This is a genomic window from Bartonella sp. AP1QHHD, assembly GCF_042196265.1.
Taxonomy (GTDB): domain Bacteria; phylum Pseudomonadota; class Alphaproteobacteria; order Rhizobiales; family Rhizobiaceae; genus Bartonella.
Genome location: NZ_JBHIPW010000064.1, coordinates 114,225 through 133,602 on the forward strand (window position 1 = coordinate 114,225; position 19,378 = coordinate 133,602).

Genomic DNA, 19,378 nt, shown 5'->3' on the forward strand with positions numbered 1-19,378 from the left:
CATAAATCAAAAAGTTACTTTATGTTTCATAAACGAAAAGAGGAATATCATAGCTTATTTTTTAAAGTGATGAATAAGGATTTTGTTTAGATATTGGTAACATTTTATAAAATATTGCGAGAAACTCACATTGTTTACACAAACGTCCTTGAGAGTATGATAAAGAAATGCAACGTAATTCAGTTATACAAAGAAAAAAAGAACTGGGGATTGTATAAGTTCTGTTAGAGATTGAGCTATTCATAGTGAGAGACAGAATCAGGAAAAGATTGCTCTATTAACTTTACAATTTGTTATCAAAAGATAAAACTATCCAAAGAAAATGAAAAAAGAAAACAGAGATAAAACTGTTCCTGTCGCAATGTTAATCGAGCCTTTTACCCGCTGCTTTTTTAAGGCGGTACTGGCAAATGATATAAAAATGGTCATTAAAGTAAACCATGCAAAGATGTTGAAAGAATGTATGGTTACAAGTTCAAAACCTTTTTTAATGCTACCACCAGAAGCTAAGAATTTTGGAAAAGTTGCTATGTAAAATATAGATACTTTGGGTTTAGTATTTGTGTCAAAAAACCGTCCATATAGCTGGTTAAAAGCTTTGTTTCACTCGTAGCATGCTTTTCATTCGTTGAACTTCTTTCTTTTGAATTTAAGCTGTGTATTCCAGATTTAATTGATTTAAAGCCCATGTATAATAAATAGCTGCCACCCATGAGTTTTACTAAAAAAAACAGCGTTTTGTTGTTGAGAATGAGCGCTGATACACCTAGTATGGAAAATGCCCCATGCACATATGTTGCTGTACACAATCCTAAAACGTTTACAAATGCGTTCTTTCTTCCCAATCTCGTTGCATTATCGATGATAAGGGCCATATTCGGCCCCGGTGAGATGACTAAAAAAATGAAACAATGAAAAAGGTCAGTATTTGATGATTCATTTTACTTTTAGCTCTGAAATTAATTGATTTTCGAGATACAATTCTATTCTGTCAAACTGAGAAAGTTTTCCGACACCCTGTGGAGTGCCTGTGTATATGAGATCACCACGTCTTAGCTGAATGTAGTGACTTAAAAATGAGATTATCTTCTCAAAGCTAAAGATCATATTTTTCGTATTGCCAACTTGTCTTGTTTCGCTATTCAACTTCATTGCAAAGGTTATTGGGTTGTTTATTTTTTCCTTGTTTATGAAGTCAGAGACGTATGCAGCGCCTTTAAATCCTTTCGATAAAAGCCAAGGAAGCCTTTTTCCTTTCAGTTTTGTTTGCAAATCCCGCGCGGTGAGATCAAGACCTATTGCTACGGCATCATAGCATTCTTCTGCTTCTGCCTCCATGATCATGAAAGCGTCCTTTGAGATTTTGAGCACAATTTCAGTTTCAAAATGTATTTCTTTGGAAAAATCAGGGAGATAAATTTCATTACCTAAAACGAGTGAACTTTTTGGCTTGCTAAAGATAACGGGTTCATCTTCAACAACATTGCCTAGTTCATGAACATGTTCAACATAATTGTATCCAACACAGTAGATGTCATTTATCATGGGAGCCCTCCAAATTTTTCATTTTCTCTTTGTATAGGCAAGAGAAAACTTTACAAACAACATTTTTTCTTATATCGCGTTTTGCGTTTTCTGGAAAAGAAGCATTATGTGGGTTAATGACTAACCACGATGACAGCCCTTCGCATTATCCTTTTTTGAAGAGTGCCCAATCTTATAGTCTTTGAGATTATTTTAATTTTGATTGCCAATTTCCTGAAATTACTTTATTACTTAAAGAGTGATTTTGCTCGTCTACGCAGCGATTAGTAGGGTCTGAAAGCCCTAAAGTTCGATCATAAATGAGCCCACTCTGTGGGTGTCTCGGAATTATGGGATATTTTTCTATGTCTAGGTGCTATGAGCACTAAAAGCAAAAATCTGTTTCGTATTAAATACTTTCAGGCTTTCGGAATACTAATGCGAGGGTGCTCGCGCCCAGCGGGGGGAGCTTAAGAGTGAAAAGCAAAAAGCTACATTTTAACGGCATTTCTATAGGCAAAAAATCGCTTTCAAAGAAAAATGCTGGGAATGTCGTAAAAGCAATTAGGGCATCAATTAGGGATAACTTTTCAACAAATCCAAAAATATGAGAAAGTCTGTGATGGTTTAAAAGAAGCAGATCGTGGAAAACTTATTGTGGCATGTGGAACGGAGAAGATTTTTACCAGCTTTAAGATAGCAGAACAAATAACCAGAACTGGCAAGCGTGTTTTGTTTTTCGTGCCTTTTCTGGCTTTGATGTCACAAAACGATAAGAGAATGGACACGCTATACAGAAGTACCGTTTCATTCCTTTGTGGTGTATTCTGATACATAAGTTGGCAAGCGTCGTAAAAACAAAGAAGCTGCTGCCGAACTCGATGTCTCAGATCTCGCTCTATCAGCTATCAACTGATGCTTAAAAGCTTTGAAAAAAAGCAAATAAAGTCTTAGTAAATGCAATGACTGTGGTGTTTGCTACTTACCAATTAATCCAAGTTATTGCGGATGCGCAAGAGAAATACGGTTTATCAGAATTTGATCTGATCATTTGTGAAGCAGCGCAGGTTAAGGCAGATAAAGTAGAACCTTTGGTTGTAGAAGCCAAGGAAGTAGCTGAGACTGCGAAGACAACAGCGGAAGAAGCGAAGAGTGTTGCGGAGCAAGCAAAAGAAGAAGCTGATACGACGAAGTAAGGGCTTGAAAGAGGTCAAGAGTTCATTAGACACGGCGACAGCAACGACAAATTCTGCGAATACAGCTGCCTTTGAGATAAAAGTGTTAGCGGAAGAAGCGAAGAGTGCATTGATAGAAGTTCAAGAGAAGGCACAGAGGAACAGTGACAGTCTTTCTGAACTTCAAGGTAAGGTAGGTTCTCTTTCCACTAAATTTTTAGAGGATGTGCGTTTTCATCAACCTGACAGAATTCTGGAAGCCGATCCGAAAAATAGAAAAGGTCTTGTGATCAATGACGGGGCATGTTTTCGCTTTTATCATGGTGAAGAGAATGTGGGGGTAGGTACTTCTTTTACCGCGTTCCAGGGCGTGGAAGGATGACTTTTGACGAAGATCTTGAAGCAGGAAAGGATTATTATATATATCTCATCTTAAAAGATCANTTAGGTTTAATGGAGGAATAAAGCAGATGAAAATACCTGATCATAGTCATGAGTATCTGATACCAATAGCCACGAAAGAGGAAATCAGAGAAGGAACTTCGCAAGATAGCGTTGTTGTTCCGAAGATTTTAGGGACGGCATCTTTGTATTCGTATGAAACCTTTGCGCCGTTAGAACAGGTTGTGAATGCAAGGCAAGAGTCGGAAAAAGCCATGGCGCGTGCGAATGGTGCGCAACAGGTTGCAGAAGAATCGAAATCTATTGCTGAACGTGCAGAACAAACAGCGAAAGATGCTTCTCAAACAGCAACAGAGACAACCCAAGTAGCAGCGACCGCGGTAGCGACGAGTCATGAAGTTAAGACGATAGCAACACAAGCAAGTCTTAAGGCGGATGGCGCAAAACGGACAGCTGATGATGCCAAGGATATTGCAGAAGAGGCAAAGGCTCTTTCAGAACAATCCAAGAATGCTTGTGCTGAAGTCAAGGAATCTGTTGCAACTGTTAAGAGAGTTGCCGAATCGGCGCAAACAGGAGTGGAACAAGCCTCGCAAACAGCTTCAGAAGCGAAGGGTTTGGCGGAAGCGGCGAAAAGTGCAGCAGAGAGTGTAACAGAGAAAGTAGATCAAGCACTAAGAGAGGCTAGCGATGCAAAATCTAAAGCAGAAGGCTTAGAAACAATAGCCAATGAAGCAAAATCCACGAGTGATCATGCAAGCCAAACCGCTTTGAGTGCAAAAAGTTTATCAGAAGAAGCCAAGGAAGTAGCCGAGACTGCGAAGTCGACAGCAGAAGAAGCGAAGAGTGTTGCGGAGCAAGCAAAAGAAGAAGCTGATACGACGAAGCAAGGGCTTGGAGAGGTCAAGAGTTCATTAGACACGGTGACAGCAACGACAAATTCTGCGAATACAGCCGCCTCTGAGGCAAAAGTGTTAGCGGAAGAAGCGAAGAGTGCATTGACAGAAGTTCAAGAGAAGGCACAGAGGAACAGTGACAGTCTTTCTGAACTTCAAAGTAAGGTAGGTTCTCTTTCCACTAATTTTTTAGAGAATGTGCGTTTTCATCAACCTGACAGAATTCTGGAAGCCGATCCGAAAAATAGAAAAGGTCTTGTGATCAATGAAGGGGCATGTTTTCGCTTTTATCATGGTGAAGAGAATGGGGGTAGGTACCTCTTTTACCGCATTCCAGGGCGTGGAAGGATGACTTTTGACGAAGATCTTGAAGCAGGAAAGGATTATTATATATATCTCATCTTAAAAGATCAGACGAATGAGCTATCCTTTGAAATTTCGCAAAATCCGACGGCTCCTGATGGCTATACAAAGGATAATTCTGAAAAGATCGGTGGATTTCATACGCTATGTGCGGATGTTGGTGAGATTGAAGGTCATCTCTTATCGGGTTATCAAGCGGGGGATGTTTTGCCCAAGTCTGTTTGGTGTTTAAATCACCGCCCACGTAGTAGTCCAGAAGGGATGGTTTACAATCCGTGGCATAATATTTGGGTTGATATTTATCTTCAATCAGGGACAGGTGTAAATGCAAAGTCTGCCTATGGTGTTCCGATTACGAGCAATCGTAGCTATGCGGATCATGCATTTGATTTTTGGTCTGTTAGTAAGAGATTTTTGACGAGTGATGAGTTTTCGCCAAGCATGNGCTTTCGCAAAATCTGATGGCTCCTGATGGCTATACAGAGGATAATTCTGAAAAGATCGGTGGATTTCATACGCTATGTGCGGATGTTGGTGAGATTGAAGGTCATCTCTTATCGGGTTATCAAGCGGGGGATATTTTGCCCAATTCTGTTTGGTGTTTAAATCACCGCCCGCGTAGTAGTCCAGAAGGGATGGTTTACAATCCGTGGCATAATATTTGGGTTGATATTTATCTTCAATCAGGGACAGGTGTAAATGCAAAGTCGGCATATGGTGTTCCGATTACGACCAGTCGTAGCTATGCGGATCATGCATTTGATTTTTGGTCTGTTAGTAAGAGATTTTTGACGAGTGATGAGTTTTCGCCAAGCATGTATGGAAGTAATCAAGCAACCAGTATTGTCGGCAATCAAGCGCCTTCTCTTAAGACGTCTGGAGGACACGTTGATACAAACAATAGACGGATGATTTCGCATATCGGTTGTGAGGATGGTTGCGGTTATGTTTGGCAATATTTGTCTGGTTGTTATCCAGTGACTAAATGGCATACAGGGGAGCAAGGAAGCAGTTTACGTGTAGACATAAATATTNAGTGACTAAATGGCATACAGGGGAGCAAGGAAGCAGTTTACGTGTAGACATAAATATTATGTTGGGAGGAGGTGATTGGACTGGTGGCGCTAACAATGATTATCTTGTGCGGAACTTTGCGCATTCTCGTTATGTAGAAGATGAAAAAATAGGCGCTCGTGGATGTAGCGAGCCATTTTATTATAATTAGCGCGAGATTGATTAGAACATCATTTTATCCAGCCTCACTTTTGTGGGGCTTTTTTTATGGAGCGTCAGATGAGAAAGATATCGAAAGAAGGATTGACACTTCATCTTGAAGTTTTAAAATCAAAGCTTTTTCTACTAAACTCATAATATCAACCAGAGCAGCACAATCTTATCACTCATATTTTCATGCCTAGAAAATTGAGATAATGCCATCCATAAATCGCATAAGAAGTTAGTATTTACCTTCATTGCACACCTCCATGGATTTGTTCTCTCAAACGTGCCGCCAATCCTTTAGGTGTGATTTTTGTTGAAGGCAGCACCTTTTCTGTTCCATCCGGTTTTTGAATGGTGATGGCAGAACAGTCCATGAATCCTTTGTTGATTTTATCCTGATTAAAGGTAACAATGGACCACTTGGAGCACGTCGATACACCCAATCATTTTTACGCAAGTAATCTGTTAAATCCTTTGGTCTTATCTCCAACATCTTCGCGGCTTCAATCAAACCAAACAAACCATCAGAGCGTTTTAAGCCTTCTAAAGCTTTTGCTTTTGGTGCTAATTCTGAAATAACATAGCTTCTCTGCTTAATTTGATTTTGTAGATGATTTAAGGCGCCAAGTAATACTTCGGGTTTGGAGTAATCAATTTGTCGAATAGCTACTTGTCTTTCCAACTCTTTCCAACGGTCAATTATCTTTGCTCGTAAGGCAGTGCTGTAACTAGAAACAAGAATTAAGCATTCACGCTTTGGCAGGTTATAACAAGGGCGGCTTTCACCTTTGTTATCAAGGTAGTGCCCACCAAAATCAACCTCCTCAAATTTGAGGGCGTTAAGTTCTTCAAGCGTTTTCTTGATGTCACGCATAATATTGTCATGCCTTTTGCCACATAATTCAGTAATTTTAATAATGGTATTCATAAAGAATTCTTAGATGTTAGACGTTCTTTAATGATATTTTAAAAGAGTGCTGGGCACTAAGAAACACGGCATCTAGTCCGTCGTTACGCCTTTCCCCGAAGGGGGTATATGGCATAGCCACACTTAACAAAGCTATTATATGCATGTAGCACACAATGAGTTAAAGCTTTTAAATTGCGGAAGATTAGTTATTTCGGCAACTAATCCGCTAGTTGTTTTAAGGTGTTTTTGAGGCACCTGATTCGAAAATACCTATTAATATAGAATTGTTCAGCAACAAAAATTACTTTTTGCTAAGAAAACGTTTCACATATTGTACAGTGTACATATTGAAATTATTATTTATCAATGAGCTAAGTGTACAATGTACAGTCAAATTGAAAATTCTGTCGTTAGCGATAGTTCGCACTAGTCTGCCCCGCAAAGAAGCCAACCCGCTGGGAAGTGCATTTTGCATTGATTTTATTGACTTTTTTATGGAAAAAACAAAACATAAGTGATAATCTGTTCTTAAAATTGCAATCAAAGTGTATAATACATAACTCATAAGGATATGGAATAGATAGATAAAGCTTAAGAACATAATCTAGCTTTTCTTGTTGGCAGCGTATTCATGATGAGCAAGTTGGCACTGTATATTGGCAATTAATCTCTCATTAGCTTTTTTACAATAGCACTTGTAATCTCTGGCTTTGACATCACCCTAGCAATTGAGGGTTCCTCTTGTTTTGCGATAGGGAATTGATCTCCATCCGCTCTTTGAAATACATTACCCTTCAGCTTTTTTAAATCAACACGCTTTGGAAAACTCCCATCCTTGATAAAAACATGGGCAAGATTTGTTTTTTTCCAAACAGTTGTGTAAGTCACGCCGCGTTTTGTTCTTTTGCTTTAAAAAATTTAAGAAGTATCGGTGTTCCAGAACGAATGATATCTATCTCAAGAAACCTTGCTGTCGCCTTTTCTTTAATATAAACACCTTGCTTAACACGCTTTGATTGGGCTGATGAGATGTCGGCAATTTGCTTTTCAGTAAAGCGTTCGACTGTTTTACTGCGGTGTTTAGAGCATTACGCAAAGCCCAATTAAGGCGTGGTGCTTGAAGACTGGTGAAGGTATCCTTTACCTGTTGAAGATACCATTTTGGGTAGATGATTAACTTCAACTTCTAAGCCTTTTTAAGAGTAGGTGTTGATGATTGAGAGACCTTAGATGCTTTTGGTTTTTCGAGAGAGGTTTCTTCAGTCATTGGTTCAGATGATGTTTGTGTGGCTTCTTGTTCTATCTGCTTAATTTGTTCAATTGCTTTGTCAGGCTTTGCTACCATCTTGGCCTCAACAAGAAGTTTTGCAGCATTGGCGCGCTTGAGACGTGCGTAGATCTGATTAGAAACTTCAACAAATGGATTATTGGGTGTTGATGGTTCAAAGCGAACAGTGCTTTTATTGTCGCCAACAACACACATTGGCTTAGTGATGACAGCTTTCATTATGGCTCCTTTTGAGTCATAATTAATGACATCATTAGTCAAATATTGATTTTTATTCTGTGAAAAATTGATTAGCCGATTGTCAACAGAAAAAATCATGATCTTATGCTTTTTTACTTTTTACCTAAAGTTGGTGTTTTTAAACATTAAAAATTGTAGAAAAAATTCAAGTAAGAAATGTTGATAACTTTGCTAAGACTTCGCCCATTACGCGCTACTATATCTAAAGAACGCGGTTGGTCGCAGCATATCACACCTGTTGTATGCAGCCCTGTTCCCACCAATGAAACAGCAAAGTCTGCTATTCTAGCAAAATTTCCTCCACTCGTAATGGGCAAAACAATGAGTGTTTTTGTTAAACGATTAAACGCCTCCGGTGACACAATCAGTACAGGATGCATTCATTTTTCTCATAGACAGAGGTTGGGTCAAGCGATACAAACCAAATTTACCCCGCTTCATTACAAGAGCTCTCTCCCAACAAGCTTAGCATCAAACCACTCTACATCTTTATCCGCAAAATCGTCCGAAGTATTACATTGGGCTAACAATTCTTCAAGAGTGTAATTTTGCGATATCTATAGCCAAACCCACTTGCATATTTCAGTAAGATGAAGAACATCAAGCAATGCAGGCGGTGTAGAGAGCATAACTGATCCTCCAACTTTACGTAATTTCGTTGTATGCATAAAACGCCCTCTCTAATATTATATAAAAATATAACATAAAGCCCATGATTCAATAGCTTTTTATGCTTTTGTGTAAATGTTTAAGAAGCGCATTTAGAGCAATACGCAATATACTCTGAATAAAGTCAATATTTTTTATCTCTCTGTTGATCTCGTCTATAAGAGGTTCGTAATTGAGAATGCTTTTCGGAATATCACCACCGTAAACCCATGCTTTTACTTGCGCTTTGGTGCTAAAATCCGCATTCTTAGGTGTTTTGTAATACTGACCACCATCAAACTTTTCACACTCTCTTGTGCCGTCTTCGTATTCGTAGAGGTTGTAAAAATACTCCTCTGTCCCATCCCCCATGGGGCATACCCACTGCCGTTGCAACAAACCTCTTTCGCATGGGTTGTTTACGGTTTTTTAAGAATAGATGTTTTAAAATGAACATGCTTTAATCCTAATTTTACAAATTTGTCTATTTGCCTTAAATTTGACCGTACAGAGCGTTTTATATGATAGATTTTTTATCATAAAATCTTTAAATCACTCTGTACGGTGCCATTTTGTCGATTTAAATGCACATCCAATCACAAAATGATCAGCAATTTTCACTAGTTTGCTAACCTGCAATGTTTTTCACTTGCTTTTCAACCAACGTGAGTGGTCTTGAATTCTCTCTCATTGCCTTTTCTTTCAGCCTTTTTTCACGGGTGTTCAAAACAGCCTGGTGTACAAGATTGGCTTTTGTCAAAAGACTATTTTCCAAATCACGACATAATTTTACTAACTCACGAGTGTTTGGAAAAAACGTATCCGATAAACCTTCTACCTCATCGCATAAAATCCGTTTAACCGTTTTTATGAGTGACCACGCAGAAACACTTTCCAAAACCATTCCATAGGTAAGCGCCATACCTTCATGATCTGCCTGTTGTGAAATTTTTTGAACCACACGAAAGCATCCGAATTGCCTTGGTTATGTCCTCTTTACTCACTTTTATTGAAAACAATTCGTGAAGTTGATCACACGCTTCTAAGGCAATCGCTTCCTGCTGTTGTGTCAATGCTTGCCACTTTTCAAAACTAAAGGAAACTCCGGAGTTATCATCTCGTGAATGTGTTTCAAAGTGACCTCGAGGCCCGATATCAAGGATACTGTCTGAGATGCGTTCATCTACACTTTTTTGCCTTTGAGAGTGATTTCCATAGTTTTTTCCGTTCTCTAAATCCTCGATAGCTTTTTGCACCCAGTTGCGCCACATTGCTTTCCAATCCGTTTTGCGTGCATCTTTGCCTGTTCTAGCTTTCCAAAAATCTCGAAATTTTGCCATTTCGGCTTTGACACGCTCTGGAGGCAATCCCTCTTCGATTGCGAAATCATAAACAGGTTCGAAATCATCAGGGGTACGACAGCCACTGTCATTTCTAACCCGTTTAGCTTTTTCGTAATGTTCTCTTGCTCGTGAATGGAAGGTTGGTTTTCTACACCCGTTTCGATTTGCTCTGATGTGGCCTCAACAGCAGCAACCTCTGTTGGTTCGTCAACCTGTTCGTTTGTTTCTAAATTTTCAGAAGCAGTTTTTTTTTGCTAACTAAAATGATAGTTTTAGTTTATATATATTCTTATTCTGTTTCTTTATAGCTTGGTTTTGCTTAGCGTTTGCTTCAGCAAAATCATTAAAGTGTTTTTATAGCGTTTTTTATTGTGCACCTTTTTTCCAGCCTCACTATGAATTTGCGATATGTGCACTTTTTTATCAGTAAAATCTTTTAGCTCTTCTTCAACGCGCGTATTCGACAAACCATTATCTTTCTCAATAAGTTTATCATTCTTTATGAGATATTCGACAATAGTTACAAACTTTTTTGCGAGCAATTGCAAGCGCGGGCAAGCATTTCAAAATCTGTTTTAATTGGTGCTTTTTTGTCATACATGCGAATGAAAAGCGTTATATAAATGCCCCTTTGCTCTCATGTCATTCCATCGATCTCACTGTTCCAGTCATTCAAAAGGAATCTTATCCATGGCATTGCATTAGACATGCGCATTCCCTTCTTTAACTAAATATAAAATTGCTAAAGCATTTGCTTCGTTGTCATCTTTTGGATTGTATCCTTTTGCACACACCGTCTTAATCATCTCTTCTTGTGAGGCATTGACTTTATCTGTTGTGATCTTCATTTTTGTAAGCCATTGCTGAAAACGCAAATAGCGCATACTATCGCCTTTAAAACGACAAAATTCAAAATTGACAAGTGCTACTTGTTATACTGCTGTCTACACGAGAAATCGCCCAGCCTGTCTTAGATCTAGATCAAGGCAGAGAACGGTTTGTGTATTGATGATCATCTTCCCCCATGAAGGCTGTTGCGTATTTATATGTGCGCTATGACAGAGCGTGTTGTGATTGCCTGTCTTGAAAAAATGGTCGTGAGAAAGTACTTGAAACTACTTTTGGGCCAATTTTTTACTGCCATTCGAGGAAAAATAATCTTAGAAGCAGTTGATTTTCGATTTAACTCTTCTTGTTTTTGAATCACATCTTTTTGTGCACGTATTTTTTCAGCTTCTTTATCTATTATTTTGTCTTTTGCATCTATCTCTTTTCTGAGCTTTTGCGTCGTTTTACAAGAGTCATGAAGAGTATAAGCCAATCCCAAATTAGCAATACTGATTGCCTCTCCATCCTATAAAGACGAGGAGGAGGTCAAAGTGCTAAAAAGGTACCTCAAAAAGCAGCAATGATTCGTATTTTAGTACCACCGCGGTGCCGTCTTATAGCGTTATAATAAAGTTACGAAAGGTGGTTTAGAAGGTGCTTTAATTTTTTTTGACTTTTAATAAATCATTGGAAAATAAGAGAGATTAAGATAATATGGTGCGGACGGCGGGACTTGAACCCGCAAGGTCTTCGACCGGCAGATTTTAAGTCTGCTATGTTTACCGTTTTCATCACGTCCGCGATGTGAGTTCTCTCATAAGCTATATCTTTTATTGAATCAAGAATTAATGACAAAAGAAACATTTTTCATTTTTTAGTGAAATTTTGACTGACAATAGTTTCCTTTATCGATAGAAAAAGCTTTTATAATGTAAATAAAGTATGAAATGATTAGTGTTATGAGTCAATTTATTCAAGACGTCACAAAAGCTATGGTGGGATTGCATCACGTGTTTGCTGAAACACCACTTCAAAGAAATGATTTTCTTAGTCAAAAGTATGATGCAGAAATTTATTTAAAGCGTGAAGATTTAACACCGGTGCGGTCTTATAAGATTCGTGGTGCTTTCAATTTTGTTTCAGAAATGCTTAGCTGTATATCACCAGATTCTGCATTTGTTTGTGCTTCAGCAGGGAATCACGCGCAAGGGGTTTCTTTTGTTTGTCGTTATTTTAAACGTAAAGGCGTGATTTTCATGCCTATGACAACGCCACAACAAAAAATTGAAAAAACACGTATTTTTGGTAAAGAATTCATTGATATTCGTTTGGTTGGTGAAACATTTGATCAATGTTATGAAGCTGCGCAATCCTTTGTCGTAGAGAGCGGTGGTGTAATGGCTCCACCTTTCGATGATATTCGCATTATTACAGGGCAGGCAACAGTGCTTTGTGAAGCTGCTTTACAATGGAAAAAACTCAATGGAGAAAGTGAGCCAGATTTGATGATTGTGCCGGTAGGGGGTGGTGGTTTGGCAAGTGGAGTGAGCAAGTTTTTACATGAATATGGTTGGAAAACAAAGCTTCGTTTTGTTGAGCCGCAAAGAGCTGCAAGTTTGCTTGCTTGTTTGGAGAGTGGAAAACGCGTCAAGCTTGAAAGCATTGACACTTTTGTAGATGGTGCTGCTGTGGCTGAAATTGGTGCTCTAAACTATACAATTCTAAAGCAATTTCCCCCTGATTCTGTCATTACGGTTCCTGAAAACCGCGTTTGTTCTACGATGGTTGAAATGCTTAATGTTGAAGGTGTGGTTCTTGAACCGGCTGGTGCTTTATCGATTGATGCGCTTAACAGTATTCCTCCTCAAGAGTTAAAGGGGAAAAAAATTCTTCTCGTTATTTCAGGAGGTAATTTTGATTTTGAGCGTTTGCCAGAAATTAAAGAGCGTTCTTTACGTTTCCAAGGGCTGAGAAAATATTTTATTTTTAGTTTTCCGCAACATCCTGGTGCATTGCGTCATTTTCTTTCCACATTATCATCAGATGATGATATCGTACGTTTTGAATATCTTAAAAAGTCAGCGAGAAACTTTGGTTCTGTATTGGTTGCGATTGAAACAAAAAAATACGGTAATTTTTGTCTTTTAGAGGAAAAATTTCAAGCGTTAGGTTGGCGTTATCGTGATATTACTGATGATCAAACGTTATTTGATTTTGTTATTTGAGAAACTGAAATTTTACTAAAACAAGAAGTATAATGATGAAACCTATTTTTTATTCGGTGCTGAGTCTATTTTTCTTTTTGATTGTTAATCAACAGAGTTTAGCATCTCAGCCAACAATAGTACAAAAAGATGAACTTTCAAGAGTCGTTGTTGATGTCAATAATGCTATAAAAAATGGGGATTTTATGCCTATTTCTCGTTATATGCCTGAGCGGCTTTATAAAGAGATGGCACATCGATTGAATACAACAGAGAGTGCTTTACGTAGTGATTTTCTTCAACAGTTGCATAAGAAATTTGAGGGGTTGCCTTCTGGTGCTTATTATTTAGATAAAGAAAATATAGAGTATTTACAAACTGATAACGGTACTTTGTATGCTTTAATTCCAACAGTTCTTGAGATGAAAGATCGCATCATTCAATATAAAACTTTGGCGATTTTTGATAAAAACCAATGGTATTTAATTTATGGCGGTCAAAAAACTTTACAAAATCCAGTTTTTCTCGAGATTTATCCTGATTTTATCAAGGTACATTTACCGATGGACACAATCATCAAAAAGTAAACGATCTAAATATTGTTTTTATTCATGATAAATGTATTTCGTAAAGTTCTTGCTTTTTTATCATAATCCAAAGATAATAGAGGTGAAGGCATTTAGGCTGGTTTGTTGGCTTTTTGTAAAGTGAAGTTTATACGCCTTTATCTTGATTTCAAGGTGTTCATGAGTTGCGCAAGCCGCTTTTTAGGCGTTGCTTCATTTAAAATGTCAGGGATTTCTCTTGCGCGGATTCTTGAGTGGAGAGTTCAGATGGTTACTTCTTTTGAGTTCTTCAGCTAAGGAAAGATTTTATTTTGCCTATAAAAGAAGAAAATGTTTTTACAAAGTTAGGTTTGCCTACTCTTTTGATTAAAAATTTACTCATTGCTGGGATGAGTAAACCTAAACCTATACAAGAACAAGCTATTCCAGTTATGTTGAAAGGACACGATATTTTAGGTGTTGCTCAGACAGGTTCTGGAAAAACCTTGGCATTTAGTTTGCCTATTTTAAGTCAGATTTTGGCTTTAGGTGATAAACGCTGCCCTAAAACTGCACGCGCTTTGATTTTAGCTCCAACGCGTGAACTTGCTGTTCAGATTGATGAAACGATTCGCACTGCGGCGAAAGGAGCACATCTTTCAACATGTCTTATTTTTGGGGGCGTATCACGTTTAAAACAAATTAAACGTATGGAAGCAGGTGTGGATGTTTTGATAGCGACTCCAGGGCGTTTGAGAGATCTTGTTCGTGAAAAGTGTGTTGATCTTTCCCAATCTCGTTTTTTGATTTTGGATGAAGCAGATCGTATGTTGGATATGGGGTTTATTCATGATGTTAAGCAAATTGCAAAGCTTTTGCATCAAGAGCGTCAGACAGCACTCTTTTCTGCAACAATGCCGAGGGAAATTGCTGTGCTTGCAAAATGTTTACTCAATGATCCGGTTAAAATTGAAGTTGTTCCTCAAGGTACTACGGCTGTAGAGATTTGCCAAAAATTATATTGTGTTCCTACGAATGAAAAAAAGAGTGTTTTAAGTAAACTTTTGACAAATCCAGCTTTTGATTCGGTTATTGTTTTTACTCGAACTAAACATGGGGCAGATGCTGTCACACGTAGTTTAGAAAAGGTAGGATATTTAGTCGCAACAATTCATGGAAATAAATCACAAGGTGCTCGCCAGTCTGCTTTAAAAGCTTTTCGTGAAAGATCTGTGCAGATCCTAGTGGCAACAGATATTGCTGCACGCGGTATTGATATACCAGGGATAAGCCACGTTATTAATTACGACTTACCAGATGAAGTTGAAAGTTATGTACATCGTATTGGTCGTACAGGACGTAATGGCGCATCTGGTGTAGCACTTACGCTTTTTGATGAGAAGGTAGAAAGGTCCCGCTTGCGTGCTATAGAGCGCTTGATTCGTATGAAATTGGTGGCTGAGGCTGTTCCAGAACAATTTGCAGCGTTTCCAGAAAAGCCAATTGTACGAGAAAGTAAAGAAAAAGAAAACGATAAGGAACGCCGTTTTAAAAAATCTAAACGTCAAAAACAGTTTTTAGGTCGAAAAGATGATGCTGCACAGTTGCAACGAAAGAATTCTTCACCTCAAAATGAGAGGCATCAAAAAGCAAAAGCGGTAGTAAAGCGTGCAAAGACTTTTCGTTTTCGGAAATCAGTTAAGAAGGCTGCTTAGATAAAGTCTTGAAAAAAGATCATGTACAGGAGATCTTTTACTTTTGTTGATTTATTCTCAATTGAAAAGAGTTAAAAGTAAGAAGATCCTTCAGAGGTTTTCATTTTTTAGAAATGAAAACTTCTAACTTTTTGGATTTATTAAAAATCTTTATTGTAGAGGCAATTATTTATTTGCTTTATTCCCATTTTTTTAATGGGAATAAAAGTAGATTTTATTTATATAAAATTATTTTTATAAAGGATGTGTTTTATCTTTAATGATAACTTTTAATTTTAAAAATTGATGTCTAATAATAACTCATTGTTTTATATATTTAATAATTCACTATATCGTATTTTTTTCATTTTTAAGTTATTTATGCGGATCAATCAAAAGTATTCGCTTGCACGTTATGTGTGAAGTTGTCATATAAATAAACATTTGAAAAATAAATAAAATAATTTTTATAAACTCTTTCAAAGGCAATGGGGGATTGCTGAGATTGAGAGTTGGAAAATAGTATGATGGTATGGCTTTTATTATAAATAAAGATGGGGCTGATCAATCGATTTCATTTTATACCATTTACGGGTGTCATTGTGAAAGAGTCTTGGGGGGATTTAAGAGATATCTCTTTAAAAAAGCATGTGACTGCATAATACAATAGCGAGAATGTCATGATTTCTGAAGGCTTTCTCAGGACTCTTAACAATTTAGCTTGTTATCTTGGTTTTTACTGTAAAACACTATTATTTGGGGGATATAAAGTATTTGGGGATATAAAGCCTATAAGATTTATGTATTAAACGTTTTATGACAGTGTGGTGAACAAGGCAAGGTTGTTTGTAAAGCGTTGAAGTGGCTAGCAGGAGGCAACCTGTTAGATAAGACGTCGGAGTGTTTACAGACTTGTTTTATGTTTTTTGCTTTTAGGATGGGGAGGAGGTTATGTGGGGTGTATGGAGATAATATATGACCTTGATTATTGTTTCTTCCATTTTTCAAAATGATTGCTTCATGAGCAGGTTTTTAAGTTTAATTTCTTTATTGAGTATAAATCATTCTTTCTTTGGAAAAAAAATATGAGACAGTTTCATTGCTGATGGAGCTTAATAATTCATCTTTGATGAAAGAAATCGTAATTTATAATGTGCAAATAATTGCAGTGCCCTCTTATAGAGGTGCGGTGGTTTGAGAAAAGTAATCTTATTTGTGCTATTTTAAAATGAATCAATAGTTTTTTGCGTTCATTGCAAAAAACACATCCCGTAGGATATTGCGTTTCTATTTTATTGCAAAAATTCTATTCCATCACTTTTATTAACGAATCCCTCATATCTAAAAGCTTGAGAAAGAACAATAAACTACGTGGAATAAAAGAAAAGTGGCTCCCCGGGCCGGATTCGAACCAGCGACCAACCGGTTAACAGCCGGTTGCTCTACCGCTGAGCTACCGGGGAATGGTGCCCAATCATCTCATTGAAAAGGCTATAGCAAAGCAATACTGATTTGCAAAGGATAAAATTACTTTTTTAAAAAAAATATGATAAATTGTGTAATAAGAGGAAAAAAGGCGAGAGAATATTTCTACACCTTGACGGATGCGTTGCCTTCCCTTATTGAAACCTTTATGTTTGTTGACGAGGCCTCGTGGCGGAATGGTTACGCAGAGGACTGCAAATCCTTGTATCCCGGTTCGATTCCGGGCGAGGCCTCCAGCCGATTTTAAACGAAACGGCTTTTAGGGGAGATGAGGTATAGAAAAATAGATTATTTCCCTCTATTCTTGTGAAGACACTTTTGTATGAGAGATTATACAGTTAAAATCTAATTGTTGACTGTAGCATCCTTTTTTCTAACACCCATAGTTTAAGAGATCTTCGTCCCTTGTTGTCGTTGTTTTGTTTGTTTTTTGTAGGTTAGGAGAAAATATTCGTTATGGTTGCAGATTTTGCTGAGCTTCGTCGCAAAATGGTTGACAATCAAATTCGTACAGTCGATGTAACGGATTTATCAGTTCTTGAAGCCTTTTTAACGGTATCTCGTGAAGATTTTGTATCGGAAGATATGAAAGTGTTAAGTTATCTTGATACTGATATTGTTCTATGTCCAGTGCCAGATGGGGTTCCTGCACGCTATTTGATGAAACCTGCGTCTCTAGCGAAATTACTACAGCTTGCCGCTGTAAAATCATCAGATGTTGTTTTAGATATTGGTGCAAATAGTGGTTATTGTGCAGCGTTGCTTGCAAAACTTGCAGGGTCTGTGATTGCGCTGGAAAGTGATAAATCTCTCTTTGAACGTGCTCTTGAAGCTTTAGAACGTAATCAATGTGATAATGTGGTTGTCGTTCATGGTCCATTAGAGCAAGGATATGCCGTTGAGGGACCTTATGATGTGATTTTCATTGAGGGATCTGTTGATTTTATTCCTCAAGGTATCTTTGATCAAATGAAAGACTGTGGACGTCTTGTTGTGGTTGAAGGGCATGGAAATGCTGCTGTTGCACAAATCTATATAAAAGAAGATGGGATCATCTCGGCTCGTCGTGCTTTTAACCTCGCTGTAAAGCCTCTTCCTTGTTTTTTCAAAACACCTGGTTTTGTGTTTTAGTGCTTGTTTGTTTTGTGAATAAAAGATAATTTTGTAATTTATTTGGGGTTTGTTATTGTGTGTATTATGTTTAGAGTAAACAAGAAGTTTCAGGCGTGTTTATTGCTGGTGTTGAGTGTTTTTCTATCAGAGGCTGTTTGTGCTGAAACATTGATGGATGCCTTTTCTAAGGCTTATAAATATAATGCTAAGTTGAATAGTGAACGTGCAGCTGTGCGTATATCCAGTGATGATGTTGTCATTGCGCGATCGGGGCTATTGCCACAAGTTGAGGGAGTTGGGAACTATGGGCGCAATAAGTCTTTTACAGGTCCTTATGTCACTTCTGGATCTATAGGAGTGAGATTAAATCAAAGATTATTTGATGGTTTTATCACGCAAAATATCTTTTCTTCAGCTCAAGTTAAGTTGCAGGCTCAGCGTGAATATCTTCGTAATGTTGAACAAAATACGTTTCTGGAGGCGGTGACCGCTTATGCTAATGTCTATCACGCACGTCGTGTTGCCGATCTTCGGAGAGAAAATTTGGCAGCTCTTGAGGAACAAGTTCGTTCCAATAAAGCAAAATTTGATGTGGGTGAAGGAGGGCATGTTGATCTTGCTCAAGCTCAAGCTGCACGTTCCGTGGCGGTTTCAGAGCTGAGTCTTGCTCGTGCTGATGTAAAAGCAGCAGAGGCAGTGTATCGACAAGTTATTGGTTCTGATCCTGAAAAGTTAAAACGCCCACCTGTAGCCAAAGATTTTCCCGTCAACCTTGATATGGCTTACCAAATGAGCGTTGTGATGCATCCAGCAATCCTTTATGCTAAATATTTAGTCGATGCGAGTGTTTATAATGTAAAGGCGAAAGAAGGGGCATTGCTCCCTAAAGTTGATTTTTCTGCAACTGCATCTTATAATCGAATCTACAGCGGGGTTGGAGAAGATGGCATTTCTAAATCGATAGGGTTGTCAGTAAGTGTCCCAATCTTTGAAGGAGGGCGTACGTCTGCGCAAATTCGCCAATCAAGGGAACAGCTTGGACAGGCGCAGCTTCAACTCGATTTGGCGCATAGTAATACGCGACAAGCACTTACTTCTGCTTGGTTTCAGTTGGAGGGCGCACGCTCATCTGTTGTTGCTTACCGTGAAAGTGTTCGTGCTGCTGAAATTGCTCTGAAAGGTCGTGTTCAAGAAAATCGCGTAGGGCAAGCAACGACGCTGGATGTTTTAAATTCTCGTACTCTATTGATTAATGCTCAGATTGCGCTTGCAATGGCAGAGCGTAATGCTGTTGTGGCGAGCTATAGTGTTCAATCTTCTATTGGTAAATTGACTGCAAGTTATTTAGGTTTAAAAACAATTAAATATATCCGATAATACATAAAAGTATCTCTTTGAATCTTATTAAATTATTTTAGTTTTTAAAAGCTTAGTAAATCAACAGTTGAATATGTTGAAAGATATTGCGGCGAGATATTATTTTTATAAGTGTAGAAAAC

At 38.0% G+C, this 19,378-nt stretch carries 16 protein-coding genes, 3 tRNA genes and 6 pseudogenes; 12 read left to right on the top strand and 13 right to left on the bottom strand.

What is annotated here, in order from left to right; translation table 11 throughout:
- Window positions 1–322 precede the first annotated feature (322 nt).
- Window positions 323–535 carry a hypothetical protein gene (locus tag ACFIME_RS06390; protein ID WP_375632939.1) on the top strand — a complete coding sequence of 71 codons (213 nt, stop codon included), beginning with the start codon at window positions 323–325 and terminating at the stop codon, window positions 533–535.
- On the opposite strand, the gene ACFIME_RS06395 is transcribed toward ACFIME_RS06390, so the two are convergent.
- On the bottom strand, window positions 528–875 hold the full coding sequence (locus tag ACFIME_RS06395; RefSeq protein ID WP_375684667.1) for a LysE family translocator: 348 nt from the start codon (window positions 873–875) through the stop codon (window positions 528–530). The genes ACFIME_RS06390 and ACFIME_RS06395 overlap by 8 nt on opposite strands.
- A gap of 61 nt (window positions 876–936) precedes the next feature.
- Complete coding sequence (locus tag ACFIME_RS06400) at window positions 937–1,545, bottom strand: fumarylacetoacetate hydrolase family protein (RefSeq protein ID WP_375684668.1); 609 nt, start codon at window positions 1,543–1,545, stop codon at window positions 937–939.
- A 588-nt stretch (window positions 1,546–2,133) separates the two neighbouring features.
- Between ACFIME_RS06400 and ACFIME_RS06405 the strand changes: the two are divergent.
- The 5 genes and pseudogenes from ACFIME_RS06405 to ACFIME_RS06425 all read left to right on the top strand — a co-directional run.
- Window positions 2,134–2,588, top strand: a pseudogene (locus ACFIME_RS06405) (DEAD/DEAH box helicase family protein); the annotation flags it as partial.
- 136 nt (window positions 2,589–2,724) lie between these two features.
- Complete coding sequence (locus ACFIME_RS06410; RefSeq protein ID WP_375684669.1) at window positions 2,725–3,081, top strand: hypothetical protein; 357 nt, start codon at window positions 2,725–2,727, stop codon at window positions 3,079–3,081.
- Window positions 3,082–3,169: 88 nt separating this feature from the next.
- Window positions 3,170–4,822 carry an alanine-zipper protein gene (locus ACFIME_RS06415; RefSeq protein ID WP_375684670.1) on the top strand — a complete coding sequence of 551 codons (1,653 nt, stop codon included), beginning with the start codon at window positions 3,170–3,172 and terminating at the stop codon, window positions 4,820–4,822.
- Window positions 4,822–5,400 (top strand): hypothetical protein, encoded by a 579-nt coding sequence (locus ACFIME_RS06420; protein WP_375684671.1) that lies wholly within the window; start codon window positions 4,822–4,824, stop codon window positions 5,398–5,400. The genes ACFIME_RS06415 and ACFIME_RS06420 overlap by 1 nt, the downstream gene beginning before the upstream one ends.
- Window positions 5,397–5,585, top strand: a complete 189-nt coding sequence (locus ACFIME_RS06425) for a hypothetical protein (RefSeq protein WP_375684672.1) — start codon at window positions 5,397–5,399, stop codon at window positions 5,583–5,585. The genes ACFIME_RS06420 and ACFIME_RS06425 overlap by 4 nt, the downstream gene beginning before the upstream one ends.
- A gap of 244 nt (window positions 5,586–5,829) precedes the next feature.
- Here the strand turns inward: ACFIME_RS06425 and ACFIME_RS06430 are convergent.
- The 10 genes and pseudogenes from ACFIME_RS06430 to ACFIME_RS06475 all read right to left on the bottom strand — a co-directional run bounded on the left by ACFIME_RS06430 (window position 5,830) and on the right by ACFIME_RS06475 (window position 11,639).
- Window positions 5,830–6,509: pseudogene (locus tag ACFIME_RS06430) on the bottom strand (phage antirepressor KilAC domain-containing protein).
- A gap of 586 nt (window positions 6,510–7,095) precedes the next feature.
- Window positions 7,096–7,674, bottom strand: a pseudogene (locus ACFIME_RS06435) (hypothetical protein).
- Window positions 7,675–7,677: 3 nt separating this feature from the next.
- On the bottom strand, window positions 7,678–7,998 hold the full coding sequence (locus ACFIME_RS06440) for a hypothetical protein (protein ID WP_375655084.1): 321 nt from the start codon (window positions 7,996–7,998) through the stop codon (window positions 7,678–7,680).
- 146 nt (window positions 7,999–8,144) lie between these two features.
- The gene (locus ACFIME_RS06445) at window positions 8,145–8,399 is read right to left on the bottom strand and encodes a type II toxin-antitoxin system PemK/MazF family toxin (protein WP_375632933.1); all 255 of its coding nucleotides are present in this window, start codon (window positions 8,397–8,399) and stop codon (window positions 8,145–8,147) included.
- 60 nt (window positions 8,400–8,459) lie between these two features.
- Window positions 8,460–8,687: pseudogene (locus ACFIME_RS06450) on the bottom strand (antitoxin).
- 49 nt (window positions 8,688–8,736) lie between these two features.
- A pseudogene (locus ACFIME_RS06455) lies at window positions 8,737–9,124 on the bottom strand (hypothetical protein).
- 171 nt (window positions 9,125–9,295) lie between these two features.
- Complete coding sequence (locus ACFIME_RS06460) at window positions 9,296–9,628, bottom strand: hypothetical protein (RefSeq protein ID WP_375632931.1); 333 nt, start codon at window positions 9,626–9,628, stop codon at window positions 9,296–9,298.
- Window positions 9,594–10,007 (bottom strand): hypothetical protein, encoded by a 414-nt coding sequence (locus ACFIME_RS06465; RefSeq protein ID WP_375684673.1) that lies wholly within the window; start codon window positions 10,005–10,007, stop codon window positions 9,594–9,596. The genes ACFIME_RS06460 and ACFIME_RS06465 overlap by 35 nt, the downstream gene beginning before the upstream one ends.
- 704 nt (window positions 10,008–10,711) lie before the next feature.
- Window positions 10,712–11,026 (bottom strand): annotated as a pseudogene (locus ACFIME_RS06470) (hypothetical protein).
- 527 nt (window positions 11,027–11,553) lie between these two features.
- A tRNA-Leu gene (locus ACFIME_RS06475) sits at window positions 11,554–11,639 on the bottom strand.
- A 146-nt stretch (window positions 11,640–11,785) separates the two neighbouring features.
- Here ACFIME_RS06475 and ilvA point away from each other — a divergent pair.
- The 3 genes from ilvA to ACFIME_RS06490 all read left to right on the top strand — a co-directional run bounded on the left by ilvA (window position 11,786) and on the right by ACFIME_RS06490 (window position 15,302).
- On the top strand, window positions 11,786–13,063 hold the full coding sequence (gene ilvA / locus ACFIME_RS06480; RefSeq protein ID WP_375655081.1) for a threonine ammonia-lyase IlvA: 1,278 nt from the start codon (window positions 11,786–11,788) through the stop codon (window positions 13,061–13,063).
- Between the two features lie 35 nt (window positions 13,064–13,098).
- Window positions 13,099–13,629 carry a hypothetical protein gene (locus ACFIME_RS06485; RefSeq protein WP_375607472.1) on the top strand — a complete coding sequence of 177 codons (531 nt, stop codon included), beginning with the start codon at window positions 13,099–13,101 and terminating at the stop codon, window positions 13,627–13,629.
- Between the two features lie 290 nt (window positions 13,630–13,919).
- A complete protein-coding gene (locus tag ACFIME_RS06490; RefSeq protein WP_375684674.1) occupies window positions 13,920–15,302 on the top strand; it encodes a DEAD/DEAH box helicase in 1,383 nt (460 codons plus the stop codon).
- A 1,367-nt stretch (window positions 15,303–16,669) separates the two neighbouring features.
- Here the strand turns inward: ACFIME_RS06490 and ACFIME_RS06495 are convergent.
- Window positions 16,670–16,744, bottom strand: a tRNA-Asn gene (locus ACFIME_RS06495).
- Between the two features lie 184 nt (window positions 16,745–16,928).
- Here ACFIME_RS06495 and ACFIME_RS06500 point away from each other — a divergent pair.
- The 3 genes from ACFIME_RS06500 (at window position 16,929) to ACFIME_RS06510 (ending at window position 19,256) form a co-directional block, all read left to right on the top strand.
- Window positions 16,929–17,002: transfer RNA gene (locus ACFIME_RS06500), tRNA-Cys, on the top strand.
- Between the two features lie 220 nt (window positions 17,003–17,222).
- Entirely contained in the window at window positions 17,223–17,897 is a 675-nt protein-coding gene (locus tag ACFIME_RS06505; RefSeq protein WP_375662109.1) for a protein-L-isoaspartate O-methyltransferase, read from the top strand.
- A gap of 66 nt (window positions 17,898–17,963) precedes the next feature.
- Window positions 17,964–19,256, top strand: a complete 1,293-nt coding sequence (locus ACFIME_RS06510; RefSeq protein ID WP_375662110.1) for a TolC family outer membrane protein — start codon at window positions 17,964–17,966, stop codon at window positions 19,254–19,256.
- Window positions 19,257–19,378: the final 122 nt, after the last annotated feature.

Excerpts from the sequence above, each read along its gene's own strand:
- ACFIME_RS06390 (WP_375632939.1), top strand. The coding sequence starts at position 323 with ATGAAAAAAGAAAACAGAGATAAAACTGTTCCTGTCGCAATGTTAATC.
- ACFIME_RS06395 (WP_375684667.1), bottom strand. The coding sequence starts at position 875 with ATGGCCCTTATCATCGATAATGCAACGAGATTGGGAAGAAAGAACGCA.
- ACFIME_RS06400 (WP_375684668.1), bottom strand. The coding sequence starts at position 1,545 with ATGATAAATGACATCTACTGTGTTGGATACAATTATGTTGAACATGTT.
- ACFIME_RS06440 (WP_375655084.1), bottom strand. The coding sequence starts at position 7,998 with ATGAAAGCTGTCATCACTAAGCCAATGTGTGTTGTTGGCGACAATAAA.
- ACFIME_RS06445 (WP_375632933.1), bottom strand. The coding sequence starts at position 8,399 with ATGCATCCTGTACTGATTGTGTCACCGGAGGCGTTTAATCGTTTAACA.
- ACFIME_RS06465 (WP_375684673.1), bottom strand. The coding sequence starts at position 10,007 with ATGGCAAAATTTCGAGATTTTTGGAAAGCTAGAACAGGCAAAGATGCA.
- ilvA (WP_375655081.1), top strand. The coding sequence starts at position 11,786 with ATGATTAGTGTTATGAGTCAATTTATTCAAGACGTCACAAAAGCTATG.
- ACFIME_RS06485 (WP_375607472.1), top strand. The coding sequence starts at position 13,099 with ATGAAACCTATTTTTTATTCGGTGCTGAGTCTATTTTTCTTTTTGATT.
- ACFIME_RS06505 (WP_375662109.1), top strand. The coding sequence starts at position 17,223 with ATGGTTGCAGATTTTGCTGAGCTTCGTCGCAAAATGGTTGACAATCAA.
- ACFIME_RS06510 (WP_375662110.1), top strand. The coding sequence starts at position 17,964 with ATGTTTAGAGTAAACAAGAAGTTTCAGGCGTGTTTATTGCTGGTGTTG.